Genomic DNA, 14,434 nt, shown 5'->3' with positions numbered 1-14,434 from the left:
CTTTGATACAATTAGGAAAGAACACTTCTTAGGTGAAGGGAGCTATACATTTGAAGAGAAAATATGGGGACCGTTCAGATTGGAAACGTGTATTGGAAAGAGAATATGTCCAGTCATATCTTGAAACAGATAATTTTAAAGGCTACTTATCACTTCTGAAGATTGCCAAAGTTAAAGAGCCGTTGTACGTAAAATACTTTGACCAAAAGGTTTGCATTGTAAATGATGGGTATTCGTGGCTTCAACAATTCCCTCTTGATAAGCATCATTCAGTGACTACAATGTTTGACGAGCAAGGGCAGATTGTACAGTGGTATATTGATATATGCTATAGAAATGGTGTAAGTGAGGATAACGTGCCTTGGATGGACGATTTGTTCTTAGATATTGTCGTTTTGCCGTCAGGTGCAGTAATCCAAAAGGATTCGGAAGAACTCGATGAAGCATTGCTTCAGGGCAGAATTGACAGCTCTCTATATAACCTCGCAAGACAAGAGGCAGACTTAATTAATTCCCTTATCAAAGACGGGAAATTCACCTTGTTGCAGCTTTCAGAGCAACATCAAGATATTCTTTTACATATGCTCCAAAAGTAAGTCTGATAAAAAAATCAACAACCTCACCCATTTATACTGGGATTGTTCGGGACACATAACATCAACGTTATCGAAAAGAACCTCTAATAAAAAGCTGTCCCAATCAGCCATTCATGGCTTGCGGGACAGCTTTTTACATTTATGAACTGAGTCTGTTCTGCTGATACTGCTCCAGTGACATCAGCACCTCACGCGGCTTGCTGCCCTCGTAAGGGCCGATTACGCCTCTGGCCTCCATCGAGTCGATCAAGCGTGCGGCACGGGTGTAACCGACGCGCATACGCCGCTGAAGCAGCGATACAGAGGCCTGCTTGGCTTCCAGGACAATCTGGACGGCCTGTTCATACAATTCGTCCTGCGGCTCCTGATCCTCGCTCATGGTGTCGTCCACCTCAGGCACAAGCGACTCATCGTAATTCGCTTCCCCCTGGCTGCTGACATACTGTACAATTGTCTCTACTTCCTGATCGCTCATGAAAGCGCCCTGGACACGAATCGGCTTGGAAGCCCCCATTGGCAGGAACAGCATATCACCGCGTCCAAGCAGCTTCTCGGCACCCGGCATATCCAGAATGGTCCGGGAATCCACATTCGAAGAGACGCCGAAGGCGATCCGCGAAGGAATATTCGCCTTGATCAGGCCGGTGATAACGTCAACCGAAGGACGCTGTGTGGCGATAATCAGATGAATTCCCGCCGCCCGCGCCATCTGGGCCAGCCGGCAGATCGCATCCTCTACATCATTGGCCGCAACCATCATCAGATCGGCAAGCTCGTCCACGATGACAACAATATAGGGCAGTACTGCTGCCGGATTATCCTTCATCAGGTTGTTATAGCCTTCCATATTGCGTGTGCCTGATTTGGAGAACAGCTCGTACCGCTTCTCCATCTCCACCACAATCTTCTTCAAGGCCAGACTGGCACGCTTGGGGTCTGTCACTACCGGAGCCAGCAAATGCGGAATGCCGTTATATACATTCAGCTCGACCATCTTAGGGTCAACCATAAGGAATTTCACTTCATTCGGCTTAGCCTTATATAAAATGCTGGTAATAATACCGTTGATGCAGACCGATTTACCGGAGCCGGTTGCTCCTGCTACCAGCAGATGGGGCATCTTGGCGAGATTGCCGATAATCGTCTGGCCGGAGATATCCCGCCCGAAGGCAATGGACAGCCGTGAATCCGCCTCCTGGAAAATCTGTGTCTCCATCACTTCACGCATGGTGACGACCGAGACCTCCGAATTCGGCACTTCGATACCGATGGCTGATTTGCCGGGAATCGGCGCTTCCATACGGATATCCTTGGCTGCCAGTGCCAGGGCAATATCATCGGTAAGATTGACAATCCGGCTGACCTTCACGCCGATATCCGGCTGAATCTCATACCGGGTCACTGCCGGTCCACGAACCACTTCCAGCACCTTGGCCCTTACACCGAAGCTCTCCAGTGTAGCCTCCAGCTTGCGTGCCGTCTGCATATAATCATTCTGATCGCCCGCCTTCGCCCCGTTACTCGGCTTAGCCAGCAAACGGAAGGACGGCAGCTTGTACGGCTTGGGCGGAGGTGGAGGCGGTATAATTGGAGCCGCTTCGCCCTCCTCTGCCGTTCCCGGCAGCCCGTCCAGCTCTACAGGCAGTATACCCTCCCCGGATTCCCCTGACGGAACAGAATCTGATCCCGCTCTCGTAAGCTCAGCAGCACCTATTCCGGTTACAGCACCACCACGTGCCGCTGGTGAGAATTCGCTCCATTCCTCCCGGTCCTCGGCATTCAGCCCTTCCGAGCGGATATGCTCGAAGAAGTCCCGGATGATCGGCGTTACAGGCTCAAGCTCCTCATCCGGGAAGTCCTCCTCGCCATACTCCTCCAGAGGAACACCTCCCTCTGCTGTCATTCCGGAGATGACCGGACCACCCCGCGGATCAGTAATGATAATATCCGGCAGTTCTTCCTCCAGATCATCCATGACTTCCTGCTGATTCTGGCGGGCAGCCCCGCTGAACCATCCGGTAATTCTGCCCAGCAGCTTCGACTGTCCGCGTCTTGGCAGCTGCTGACCCGATCTGTCGTCCTCTTCAAAGTAATCGTCATCATCCGCAGGTTCCGGCGTTGTAACTCTGCTGGCTCTGGCCGGTCTGCTGTTGACCACTGGAACGGCAGCCGGGCGGTTCGCCGCCCGGAGCTTAATTCCTTCAATCAGCTTGACGGCCCTTACCCGGAGTAAGGTAAACAGCTCTACATAGGAGAGATTGGTAATCAGCATGAAGCTGATGGCCAGCAATACAATCATCAGCAGCTTAGCGCCCAGATTGCCGAACAGCCACAGGAGCGCAGCGTATTCAAGCGCACCGATGTACCCCCCGCTGATGTCCTTGCCCAACATGTACACGCTGCTGTCGCCGGCGCCCGGTGAGAGTGCGCCGGATAGATCATTATGTATTTGAGACAGTACATTGCCCGGATGCAGCATCCCAAGCGGGCCCAGCTTCTGCTGCATCGCCGATATGGTACTCATCAGGCACATGGACAACAGCAGGAGCAGGCCGCCGGTATAGCGGCTGTTCCAGGTGGACGGCCATTTCCTGTGAATCATTACCATCAGACCATAAAAGGTTCCCGCCAGCGGCAGCACAAAATAGAATCTGCCGAGCAAATAACCTGCCATGCTTGAGAGCGAGCGGCCGACAGCCGCTTCCCCCGACAAAGCAATGACGGAAATCGTAATCAGCAGAATTCCGTAGATTTCATATTTTAAAACACTGCCCAGCAGCGCTTTCTTCTTCTTTCTTCTCCGTTTAGCCACGCCAGCCACCCCCGAGTCAACATTATACCATATAATGGCGTGGCGTACCTATGTTCTCTTTTGTCAGAATATGCATCTTTAGGGGGGTTGTTCGTACTTAGCGGTCCAGCTGAACGATTGCACCCGGGGAGAAGGCCGCATCCAGATATTTATCCAGCGGACACTGCAGCAGCCGGACCACCTTCGCCTGACCTCCATCCAGCAGCTCTACCTGCATCAGCATGCCCTGAATAGTCATCTCCTGCACGGGAGAGGCATAACTCAGTGCCCCCTCGAATACCTGCTCCATCGGCAAAATGGTATAAAAGGTCATTGGGGCAGCCCTCCTTGCGGAAGTGTCTCATTTGTCAGAGTGGGGGCAGCAGCAATCATCCGGTTCAAATGGGCGAGTGCGGCACCTATCCCGCCCACTTCATCCATCAGACCATACCTGACGGCATCCTGCCCGCCCACTGCGGTACCGATGTCGCGGTTCAGCTCTCCGGTCTTGAACATCAGATCCTTGAACTGCACTTCCGTGATGCGGGAATGAGAGGTCACGAATTTCACCATCCGCTCCTGCATACGCTCCATGTACTCGAAGGTCTGCGGCACGCCGATCACCAGACCGTTCATCCGGATCGGATGGATCGTCATGGTGGCACTTTCAGCAATAATGGAATACGTGGAGGATACCGCTATAGGTACACCGATGCTGTGACCGCCGCCGATGACAACTGTTACCGTAGGTTTCGACAAGGAAGCGATCATCTCGGCAATGGCCAGTCCAGCCTCTACGTCCCCGCCGACCGTATTGAGAATGATCAGCAGCCCTTTAATGGTCTTGCTCTGTTCAGCTGCAACGAGCTGGGGAATGATATGCTCGTATTTCGTGGTCTTGTTATGCGGCGGCAAGACGAAATGCCCTTCAATTTGTCCTATAATCGTCATGCAAAAAATATCCGGCTCCCCTGTCGGCACCGCCGTCTGCCCCAGCTCCTTCAGCACCCCCACAGGTCCCGGCATTCCTGGAGGAACCGGCTCATTTACTGCTGGTTTAATCTCCCCTGGCAGGATCTCTTCGTTACGCCCTCCGCCCGCCTTGCTTGCTTCTGTGATTTCCATCGTACACAGCGCTCCCCTTCTGCCTGCAACACCCGTCCGTGTGCTTCAGGATTCTGATTTCTATTAGTATGACATTCCGGGGGACTCCCTTATGCACTATATAAATTGCACTTGTATTTTTCTGCTGCTAATTCAAGAGGGCAGCCCCTCTCTTTAAAGGGCCGCCCTCTGTATTTCATATTTTAGTATTTGTCCACCACCGCACCCAGCGCTGCTCCGCGCACGTAGGTCTGACCTTTCAGGCTCTTTAACCCGTCCGCCGTCCCGGTCACAACCACCCCCAGTATCCGTACATCCCCGGCCTCCGGTGCAGGCTTGTCTTTTTTCAAATAATTGAAGATACGCTGATACTCACTGTGGTGATTGTCTTTCTTGTCTACCCCAATCTGTACTGCGCCGATGAAATCCTCGGGCTTCGCCTGATCCCAGTCCGGCTGGACGCCGAACCCGTAGACTCCGTAATTCGCACTCATCGGGGTCGGATAGTTCATTTTAGCGGGATCATTCTCATTTGGATACGGCTTGAAGTTGAACCCCTCGCGGTCATCATACGAATCGACCCAGTACCAGACCGGCTTTGCGCCTGCGGGCAGCAGGCCTTCCACCTCTTCGAACGAATAATCCTTGTCAAAAGACACGGCCAGTTCCACTCGCTTGTCTTCGTTCATCTTATCCAGCTCGGGAAGATCATTTAGAATTCTCCCGCCATAATCGACGCCCGGAATATAGAAGGCCATTTCTCTTTGTCCATTGTCGGAATTGTAATTCCGGTAATACTCGTACCCCTCCTGCTTCATACGCGGATCTTCTACAGTCAGGTTTGACACGCCGCCGTACGCCCCCGTTGTGAAGGGGAACCACCAGGGATTGTAATTGAGCCATCTGGTTTTCCAGGGGATAGGTACGTCATCGACAATCTTGTAGGTATTCATTTCCAGGACGCCTGACAAAAAGCCGCGGTTATCCTTGTAGCCGGAATCGAATTCATTGGGACTGCTGATCCTCATATACTGCTGCTCGCTATAGTGGGCATTCATGGATAGATGACCTACAAGCTGCGCTGCTCCATAGAATACGATCAGCAGCGTAAGTATACTGACTCCGAGTGAAATCAGGATACTGCGTATCATACTCTTCCGTTTGGTTTTTTTCAGGGTGGTCATAATATTCTGGTCTTCTGCTTCTTCCCATGGGGCAGTCATTCGCCCTCACCTCCATATAATTGTTGAAATTGCTGCCGCGCCCGGTAGAGCGTAGCCTTCACTGTTCCTTCCGTGATGCCGAGCATGGCGGAAATTTCCTTGTAGGACAGCTCCATTTCATATTTCAGCAGAATCAGCTGCCTGTTGGCTGGAATCATACCGGCCAGCACCTCTTCAATCTTCTCCTTGCGCTCCCGGCGCAGCAGCACCGCTTCCGGGAGCTCATGCTCAGGCGCAGGATGAACCTCCACTTCCTCGCTGTATTGGAACTTCTTCTTCCTGCGGCACAGGTCAAAATACCGGTTGATCGCAACCTTATACAACCAGGCACTGAATTTGCGCTCATCGATCGCTTCCAGATACAGCAGCGCCTTGTACACAGTGTCCTGCACAATATCCTCTGCATCTGAGGTCCCGGCACCGAGGCGGATCAAGTAGCGGCGGATCTCCGCCAATTTGGGTTGGAGCACCTTCTCCAAGTCTCTTGGCTCCATGCTGCACCTCCTTGCTTGTATAACGGTCAGGTTGCCCAAATGTTGTTTTGTGCAGTGAAAAAAACATAAAAAAGCCCCCTTCCCCAGGAAACCGTCCAATATTTCCGGGAAAAGAGGCTATTGCCAAAGCTATATTGTTAAGAAATGCTTCTCTTATACTTCCATAATAATCGGCAGGATCATCGGTCTGCGGCGTGTCTGCTCATAGAGGAAACGGCCGAGGGAGTCTTTGACACTGGTCTTCAGGGAAGCCCATTCATTGACCTTCTCACTCATCAGACGCTGCAGCGTACCCGCAACAATCCGGTTTGCTTCATCCAGGAGGCCTTCCGATTCCCGTACATATACGAATCCGCGTGAAATGATGTCAGGACCGGAGACAATCGCTCCGTTCTGCTTGCTGAGGGTAACCACAACCACCAGAATACCATCCTGCGACAACAGCTTACGGTCACGCAATACAATGTTACCCACATCGCCGACACCCAGCCCGTCGATCAGTACGTTACCGGCAGTTACCTTACCCGCTCTGCGTGCAGCTCCACCGGAGATCTCAATCACTTCACCCAGCTCGGTGATGAAGATATTGCTTGGCTCTACGCCAACAGACTCCGCCAGAAGTGCATGCTTGCGCTGCATCCGGTATTCACCGTGGATCGGCATGAAGTATTTCGGCTTCATCAGGTTGAGCATCAGCTTCAGCTCTTCCTGGCTGCCGTGACCGGATACGTGAACGCCGGAGTTGGAGCCGCTGTAGATAACATTGGCACCCAGACGGAACAATTCATCAATGGTACGGCCTACATATTTCTCATTACCCGGTACCGGTGTAGCCGCAATAATAACGGTGTCGCCCGGCATAATGTCTACCTTGCGGTGGCTGGAACGCGCCATGCGTGTCAGCGCCGACATTGGCTCGCCTTGGCTGCCTGTGCACAGTACTACCACACGGTTGCCTGCCATTCTGTTCATCTCTTCAGGCTCAATGAGCATGCCGTCAGGGATATGCAGATAGCCAAGCTCGGAAGCAATGGATACTACGTTAACCATGCTTCGTCCAATAACGGTAATTTTACGTCCGGTTGCTTCAGAAGCGTTCACTACCTGCTGAATACGATGCACGTTGGAAGCGAAGGTTGCTACTACCACACGTTGTTCAGCTTTGCGGAAAATATCTTCCAGCACGATGCCGACATTCTTCTCCGAAGGCGTGAAGCCCGGCTTCTCGGCATTGGTGCTGTCAGACAGCAGGGCCAGAACGCCCTTCGATCCGATCTCAGCCATGCGGTGCAGATTGGCAAATTGACCGTTGACTGGCGTGTGGTCGAATTTGAAGTCACCGGTATGGACAACGTTGCCCTCTGGTGTCTCAATGCATACCCCGACAGAATCCGGAATACTGTGATTCGTTCTGAAGAAGGTTACCTTAAGCGATGTGCCCAGTTCAACCTCGGAATCCTCGTTAATCAGAATCCGCTTAGTTTCACCCAGCAGGTTCGCTTCCTTGAGCTTGTTCTCCACAAGACCCAGGGTAAGTCTTGTTCCGTATACCGGAACATTCAGGTTCTTAAGCACATAAGACAAGCCGCCAATGTGATCCTCATGGCCATGCGTAAGAACAATCCCTCTTACCTTGTCACGGTTCTCGGTGAGGTAGGAGATATCCGGTATTACGATATCAATACCCAGCATATCTTCTTCAGGGAATTTCAGACCGGCGTCTACGACTACAATGTCGTTGCCATACTGAACTACGTACATGTTCTTACCAATTTCACCGACTCCGCCAAGTGCGAATATCGTCAGTTTGTCGTTGTTGTTATTGTTTTTTTTGGACAAATGAATCTAACCCTCCTATGATGTTGGACGTCATACTTTTTATTTGTTAACAATGAGCTTCAATATTTCAGCGGCGCTGTAATATACATCAAATTGCTGTTAACTCCTTATTTCGACAAGGAATTCCCGGTAAGTCTGTATACTTGCACAGGTCTAAACTCCCGAATCCGGGCAGTAATATCCTCTTGAAGCGGGCAAATGCCCTCAAAATTCCACCACCGCGCCCCTCGCGCGTAAATCCGGCATATTTAGCACAGACTTATTCAAGGACCTATCCTGTCTTACAATGCAACAAATCCGCATTGCCGGAAGATTACCGCATATTCAATTAACCGCACCAAGTCACTTAAGTTCATTATACATGATTTTTTTGGCAAAAGACAAGTCACCCTGTACCTGGTCCTATTCTTTCCTTAACAAACAGCCAATATTTAAGGAAAAGACAAGCAAAAAACGCTGCAATGCCTGACTTTTTTAACATAGAGTTAATCCTGGAGAAATAATTACCATATGCGATCTGCGGCAGCCAGAAGTCCGTAACGTAAAAAAACGGCCGCTCCATAAGAGCGGCCGGTTGCCGTTGTACCTATCTTCGCCTATTCACTTATCCATGCCTGGACTAACTTATCTGAGCAGGGCAGCAATGAATGCCGCCTCTTCTTCCGTCGGTGAAACCAGCGGCAGGCGGACCGAGCCGACATCCATCCCGCGCAGCCCGAGCGCATACTTCACGGCCGAGGGGTTCGGCAGCGGCTGCGGACACTCGAACAGTCCCTTGAAGACCGGAAACAGCTGCCGGTGAAGCTCGCCTGCACGGCGGACATTCCCGGAGGTGAAGGCCTCGATCATCTCTGACATCTGTGCTCCGACAACATGGCTGGCCACACTGATAATACCGTGTCCTCCCACAGCAAGCGTCGCGAGACCGGCGGAATCATCTCCGGTGTAGACATGGAAGTCTTCAGGACAAGCTGAGGCAATCCATGTAATCTGGTCTACCGAAGCACATTCCTTCGTAGCCACAATATTAGGAATCTCCGCCAGACGCAGGGTGGTAGCTACACTCATGCTTACTGTCGTTCGTCCTGGCACATTGTACAAGATGCATGGCAGTGAAGTCGCAGCAGCAATTGCAGAGAAATGCTGGTAGAGCCCTTCCTGATTCGGTTTATTGTAATAAGGGACGACCAGAAGCACACCGTCCACGCCGATTTTCTCGGCTTCCTTAGTAAGCTCGGTGGAATGTCTGGTGCTGTTGCTGCCGGTGCCGGCAATAATTTTACAGCGTCCGGCTGCCTGCTGCTTCACGAAGGAGAACAGCTTCAGCTTCTCCTTATCGGTTAGGGTCGGCGATTCGCCGGTGGTTCCGCAGACTACGAGCGCAGCGGACTTTTGTTCCTCGATCAGGTAATCGACCAGCCTTGAAGTTGCTTCCCAGTTGATTTCTCCTTCCCCGTCAAACGGGGTAACCATTGCGGTGATCAGTCTTCCGAAATCCACTTTGAATTCCTCCTTGTCAGCGGTGCAATTCAAACTTGGCATGCAGGGCGCGAACCGACTGCACCATATCTTCTTTTTTCACGAGAACCCAGATCGTTGTGTTGGAATCAGCAGACTGCAGAATCTGGATGTTCTGCGAGCTGAGCGCCTCGACGATATGTGCCATAATTCCCGGAACACCGTTGATGCCCCCGCCGATGACGGATACCTTGGCACAGCCGGACAAGCTCTTGGGACGCAGGCCCAGCTCCTGCAGCGCAGCAATCGCCTGCTCCGATTTGTCATCGAACACGGTATATACGGCCTCGGTCGGTGTCACATTGATGAAGTCCACGCTGATTCCGTTATCGGCCATGCTTTTGAAGATCTGCAGCTGCACCCCGGTTCCATTGCCCTCCGGACATTCCACCGAGATCTGCGTAATATTGCTGACATAGGCAACCCCTGTGACGAACCGGTCCACCACTCCATGGGATACATCACTGAAGCCCTCGGGATGGGTCACAAGCGTCCCTTCCGCTTCGGAGAAGGTCGAGCGTACACGCACCGGAATCTGCGCCTGCATGGCAATCTCCACAGCCCGTGGATGAATGACCTTGGCTCCCTGATACGCCATGTTACAAATCTCGGTGTAGCTGACATAAGTAAGCTGTCTTGCATCTTCAACAATCCGCGGATCAGCAGTGAGTATTCCGTCCACATCCGTATAGATGTCTACCATATCCGCACGCAGCGCAGCCCCAAGGGCTGTAGCTGAGGTGTCGCTTCCTCCGCGGCCCAGCGTGGTGAAATCACCCGCTTCAGTCTGACCCTGGAAACCGGTTACTATTACTACTTTATGCTCACGCAGTTCCCGTAGAATGCGTTCTGTGCGCACGTCCAGGATTCTGGCATTGCCATAGCTGTTGTCGGTCAGGAATCCGGCTTGCGCTCCTGTCAGCACCGTTGACCGAATGCCCTCCTGCTCCAGCAGACCGCACAGATTGGCCGCCGAGATGATCTCCCCGCAGCACATCAGCAAATCCCGTTCCCGGTCCGGCAGTGAATTCCCGCTCTGAACCGCCAGATCAAGCAGTGTATCGGTAGCATAGGGCTCCCCCTTGCGGCCCATAGCCGAGACTACGACCACCAGGCTGAACCCGCTGGCCAGCTCCCGTTTGACATGACGGATTACGTGTTCTCTGGCCACTGGTGTGGAGAGTGAGGTTCCGCCGAATTTTTGCACCAAAATACCCATGTATAATTCCTCCATTGCTTCTCTCAGCAGACTTACTGAACCCTACGTGAAATAAATCACCCCGCGAGGCAGAAGTGTTCGTAGCTGCGATAACCTGACTCTTATTATAGCGTAAAATTGTTCGTGCCGCCCCCGGGATGAGGACGGCAGAAATGAAGCTTATGGGTCCGTCAGCTAAACTTCGCTCTTCCGGGCCAATCTTGTACTGATTATATAAGCTATGCAGAATGAAATCGTTGTACTAACATAGGCTGTAACTGGTGACCCTGCAGGGCGGCGTAACAGGCTTCGGGAATGAGATCCATCTGCGCCACCAGCGAATTCGGCTTCCCCTCGGGATTATCCTGTCCGAACGGGACGAAATAAATATGTTTGGCTACCAGGAGCTTCGCAATATTCGCAGCGTTAAGCCCAAGTCCGTCATTCGTCGAGATCGCCAGCACCAGCGGACGCCCGTTGCGCATCTGCGATTTGGCTGCCATCAGCACCGGACTGTCCGTCATCGCGTTCGCCAGCTTGCTTGTTGTGTTCCCTGTGCAGGGAGCAATCGTCAGCACATCCAGCAGCTTGGAAGGACCCAGCGGCTCCGCTTCAACAATTGTAGAAATGATATCATTCCCTGTTATATCTTTCAACTGTTTTAACCAATTTTCCGAGGTTCCAAAGCGGGTATCCGTGTTCAGTACCGAAGCAGACACAATCGGCACCACATTCGCTCCTGAGTCCATGAACCGCTGAATCTGCGGCATCACCTCAGCGAAGGTACAGTGTGAGCCGGTAATGGCATAACCTACTGTTTTTCCGTGCCAATCCATTCATTCATCCCCCCTGATTAAAGTCTCGTCCGATATCGACTGTACCAGCGCACCTGCCATAATGATTCCGGCGCTCTTGGGGGCAACAATCCCGGGCAGGCCCGGTGCCAGCATCGCCTTGATCCCGCGCTTCTCGGCATAACGGAAGTCGCATCCGCCCGGTGCGGACGCCAAATCGATGATCACGCAGTGCGGCTGAAGCCGGGACAGGACCTGTGCGTTGATAATCATAGCGGGTATGGTGTTGAAGATCAGATCCGCCTCAGGCGCATGCAGCAGCAAATCCTCTGTCATAAAAGGCTTCCAGCCCATTTCCTCCGCCCTTGCAAAGTGCTCCTGCTTCCTGACGCCTACTTTGACCGTTGCCCCCATTCCCTGGAGGGTTCTGGCCATGGTGAAGCCGGTCCGGCCCATCCCCAGCACCATCGATGTGGAGCCGTGTATGGTAAAGTCCGTGTTCTGTACGGCCATCACCAAAGCTCCCTCCGCTGTCGGAATAGAGTTGTAGATCGCCACATCATCCCTGTTCAGCAGCTCCACCAGCTTCAGCGAATGACCGGCACACAGGCCGCGCAAATAGCTTTTAGCCATGCCGGTGTATACCAATGCCCGGGACGGCAGTGCCGCGATGTGCTCCTCCCGCAGCTGGAGGCGTTCCGAAGAATACAGCGCATTAATGTAACCCTCATCATCGCAGCCGACCGCCGGCAGCACCAGCACATCCGCTTCACCTAGCAGCTCGGGCGACAACAGTTCCAGGCTTACCCCCGGGCATGGGGCATCCCATGTATCGAATCCGGCAACGCTTACGGCCGCATCCAATTCCACACATTTCCGAATCACTTCAATTTGTCTCGCGTCCCCGCCCAGGAACACGATCCTGATGCCAGTAAGCATAGGGATGACGCTCCTTTCCACAACCACATTCGACTATAGAGCATCTTATGCCGGAAGCCGCCGATGGGTGAAGAGCGGAGAGGAATTCTAATTACCAACAATACCTATGCACTTAACTAAACTAATAAAAAAAGCTTGCGGCTGCACCCGAAGGTACAATTTCCGCAAGCTTAATAGTACAGCTATGAGTTAAGGACGCTTATTTGCCAGTATGCCCGAAGCCGCCGGCTCCGCGCGCTGTGTCAGACAGCTCATCCACTTCCACCAGAGTCACTTCAGGCACCGCCTGGAATACCATCTGGGCGATCCGCTCGTTACGGGCAATCGCAAATGGCTCCTGCCCCAGATTGATCAGCAGCACCTTAATTTCGCCCCGGTAATCCGCATCGATGGTGCCCGGTGTGTTCAGGCAGGTGATGCCATGCTTCAAGGCCAGCCCGCTGCGCGGACGGATCTGCGCCTCCAGCCCGCCTGGCATCGCCAGGGATATACCGGTGGGGATCAGCGTCCGCTCGCCCGGAGCAAGCACCACAGGCTCTCCTACAGCGGCATACAGGTCATATCCCGAGGCCTGCTCGGACATTTTGCAGGGCAGCAGCACATCCTCATTCCCCGGTAGTTTGTTAATTTGAACGTAATGAGGCAAGATCATCTCTCCTAACATTGGCTATCGCTTTATCAGTGGAGCCTACCATCGCCAGGGACAACGGCTGTGCGAACATAAAGTCCAGCAGAGCATTGATATCATCCATGGTTACAGCTCCGATTTTAGCTATCATTTCATCCAGCGTATCCTGACGGCCAAGCATCAGCTCATTTTTGCCCATCCGGTTCATCCGGCTGCCCGTGCTCTCCAGACTGAGAATCAGGCTGCCCTTGAGCTGCTCCTTGCCTTTACGCAGTTCGTCCTCGCTCAGACCGTTCACAGCCAGATCACGCAGCATCTCTTTGATCAGCTCTGTCACTTCCTTGGTCTGCTTCGGCGCTGTCCCGGCATACACCGTGAACAAGCCGCTGTCAGCCTGGGCACTGTGGTACGAGAAGACGGAATAGGCCAGACCGCGCTTCTCGCGGATCTCCTGGAACAGCCGGGAGCTCATGCCGCCGCCGAACGCATTGTTGAGGAGTGCCATCGGATATTGCAGCGGCCCGCCGCTGCGGACGCCCGGCAAGGAGATGCAGATGTGATTCTGCTCGGTCTTCTTTTTGTGGAACACCAGCTCCCCCTGATATGCAGGCTCAGTCAGCACCGGCGCTTCACCATGATTCGTGAAGGAACCGAAATGCTGCTCCAGCAGCGGAATCAGACCGTCGTTAATATTACCGGCTACGCTGATCACTGTATTCTCGATGGTGTACTGCTCCTTCATGTAAGCACGCAGATCATCCGGCGTCATCTCCAGCAGGCGTTCCTTCAGCCCGAGGATCGTATAGGCCAGCGGGTGCTCACCGTAAGCGGCAGCACACATCAGCTCATGGACAAGATCATCCGGCGTGTCCTCGCACATGGCGATTTCCTCCAGGATTACATTCTTCTCCTTGGCCAGCTCCTCGGCATCCATCCGTGAGCGGAAGAACATATCTGCCAGCACATCCACAGCAATCGGCAGATGCTCATCCAGCACCTTCGCATAAAAGCATGTATATTCCTTCGAGGTAAACGCATTGACGTTCCCGCCAATGGCATCGAACTGTTCGGCAATATCCTTGGCGCTATAGCGGTCAGTCCCCTTAAAGAGCATATGCTCGATGAAATGGGAAATCCCGTTGTTCAGCGGGTTCTCATTACGGGAGCCCGTCTTGACCCAGATTCCGAAAGATACGGACCGGCCGGTCGGGATCTTCTCGGTCACCACCCGGAGTCCGTTCGATAATAATATTTTGTCCAATGTGTAATCCTCCTGGCACAGCCCCTGGTTCTGTCTGTATTTGTTATTC

13 protein-coding genes are annotated in these 14,434 nt (G+C 52.9%); 1 reads left to right on the top strand and 12 read right to left on the bottom strand.

Annotation, left to right across the window (positions count from 1 at the left end):
* The first annotated feature begins 50 nt into the window (after window positions 1-50).
* On the top strand, window positions 51-596 hold the full coding sequence (locus MKY64_RS08430; protein WP_036724748.1) for a DUF402 domain-containing protein: 546 nt from the start codon (window positions 51-53) through the stop codon (window positions 594-596).
* Window positions 597-735: 139 nt separating this feature from the next.
* Here the strand turns inward: MKY64_RS08430 and MKY64_RS08425 are convergent, their stop codons facing one another.
* The 12 genes from MKY64_RS08425 to MKY64_RS08370 form a co-directional block, all read right to left on the bottom strand.
* Window positions 736-3,408 carry an FtsK/SpoIIIE family DNA translocase gene (locus MKY64_RS08425; RefSeq protein WP_036724746.1) on the bottom strand — a complete coding sequence of 891 codons (2,673 nt, stop codon included), beginning with the start codon at window positions 3,406-3,408 and terminating at the stop codon, window positions 736-738.
* Between the two features lie 97 nt (window positions 3,409-3,505).
* Window positions 3,506-3,721, bottom strand: a complete 216-nt coding sequence (locus MKY64_RS08420; RefSeq protein ID WP_036724745.1) for a YlzJ-like family protein — start codon at window positions 3,719-3,721, stop codon at window positions 3,506-3,508.
* Window positions 3,718-4,512: a ClpP family protease gene (locus MKY64_RS08415; protein WP_036724744.1), complete on the bottom strand. Its 795-nt coding sequence runs from the start codon at window positions 4,510-4,512 to the stop codon at window positions 3,718-3,720. Before MKY64_RS08415 ends, MKY64_RS08420 begins: the two co-directional genes overlap by 4 nt.
* Window positions 4,513-4,694: 182 nt before the next feature.
* Window positions 4,695-5,714: an anti-sigma factor gene (locus MKY64_RS08410; RefSeq protein WP_051477966.1), complete on the bottom strand. Its 1,020-nt coding sequence runs from the start codon at window positions 5,712-5,714 to the stop codon at window positions 4,695-4,697.
* The gene (locus MKY64_RS08405; protein WP_036724743.1) at window positions 5,711-6,208 is read right to left on the bottom strand and encodes an RNA polymerase sigma factor; all 498 of its coding nucleotides are present in this window, start codon (window positions 6,206-6,208) and stop codon (window positions 5,711-5,713) included. Before MKY64_RS08405 ends, MKY64_RS08410 begins: the two co-directional genes overlap by 4 nt.
* A gap of 153 nt (window positions 6,209-6,361) precedes the next feature.
* Window positions 6,362-8,047: a ribonuclease J gene (locus tag MKY64_RS08400; RefSeq protein WP_036724742.1), complete on the bottom strand. Its 1,686-nt coding sequence runs from the start codon at window positions 8,045-8,047 to the stop codon at window positions 6,362-6,364.
* Window positions 8,048-8,671: 624 nt separating this feature from the next.
* Entirely contained in the window at window positions 8,672-9,547 is an 876-nt protein-coding gene (gene dapA, locus MKY64_RS08395; RefSeq protein ID WP_036724741.1) for a 4-hydroxy-tetrahydrodipicolinate synthase, read from the bottom strand.
* Between the two features lie 16 nt (window positions 9,548-9,563).
* Window positions 9,564-10,784, bottom strand: coding sequence for an aspartate kinase (dapG, locus tag MKY64_RS08390; protein ID WP_036692638.1), 1,221 nt, complete (start codon window positions 10,782-10,784; stop codon window positions 9,564-9,566).
* Between the two features lie 218 nt (window positions 10,785-11,002).
* Window positions 11,003-11,599 (bottom strand): dipicolinate synthase subunit B, encoded by a 597-nt coding sequence (locus MKY64_RS08385; protein ID WP_036724740.1) that lies wholly within the window; start codon window positions 11,597-11,599, stop codon window positions 11,003-11,005.
* Complete coding sequence (dpsA, locus tag MKY64_RS08380) at window positions 11,600-12,496, bottom strand: dipicolinate synthase subunit DpsA (RefSeq protein ID WP_036724738.1); 897 nt, start codon at window positions 12,494-12,496, stop codon at window positions 11,600-11,602.
* Window positions 12,497-12,695: 199 nt separating this feature from the next.
* Complete coding sequence (gene dut / locus MKY64_RS08375) at window positions 12,696-13,148, bottom strand: dUTP diphosphatase (RefSeq protein WP_036724736.1); 453 nt, start codon at window positions 13,146-13,148, stop codon at window positions 12,696-12,698.
* On the bottom strand, window positions 13,120-14,385 hold the full coding sequence (locus tag MKY64_RS08370; protein WP_036724735.1) for a M16 family metallopeptidase: 1,266 nt from the start codon (window positions 14,383-14,385) through the stop codon (window positions 13,120-13,122). The genes dut and MKY64_RS08370 overlap by 29 nt, the downstream gene beginning before the upstream one ends.
* Between the last annotated feature and the right edge of the window lie 49 nt (window positions 14,386-14,434).

Origin of the sequence: Paenibacillus sp. FSL R7-0210, assembly GCF_038009085.1 — a bacterium.
GTDB lineage: Bacteria > Bacillota > Bacilli > Paenibacillales > Paenibacillaceae > Paenibacillus_AQ > Paenibacillus_AQ silagei.
The sequence above is the reverse complement of the archived record's forward strand: the minus strand, read 5'-3'. Positions and strand labels throughout refer to the sequence as shown.

Coding starts and splice junctions, on each gene's coding strand:
- MKY64_RS08420 (WP_036724745.1), bottom strand. CDS start 3,721: ATGACCTTTTATACCATTTTGCCGATGGAGCAGGTATTCGAGGGGGCA.
- MKY64_RS08415 (WP_036724744.1), bottom strand. CDS start 4,512: ATGGAAATCACAGAAGCAAGCAAGGCGGGCGGAGGGCGTAACGAAGAG.
- MKY64_RS08410 (WP_051477966.1), bottom strand. CDS start 5,714: ATGACTGCCCCATGGGAAGAAGCAGAAGACCAGAATATTATGACCACC.
- MKY64_RS08405 (WP_036724743.1), bottom strand. CDS start 6,208: ATGGAGCCAAGAGACTTGGAGAAGGTGCTCCAACCCAAATTGGCGGAG.
- dapG (WP_036692638.1), bottom strand. CDS start 10,784: ATGGGTATTTTGGTGCAAAAATTCGGCGGAACCTCACTCTCCACACCA.
- MKY64_RS08385 (WP_036724740.1), bottom strand. CDS start 11,599: ATGGATTGGCACGGAAAAACAGTAGGTTATGCCATTACCGGCTCACAC.
- dpsA (WP_036724738.1), bottom strand. CDS start 12,496: ATGCTTACTGGCATCAGGATCGTGTTCCTGGGCGGGGACGCGAGACAA.
- dut (WP_036724736.1), bottom strand. CDS start 13,148: ATGATCTTGCCTCATTACGTTCAAATTAACAAACTACCGGGGAATGAG.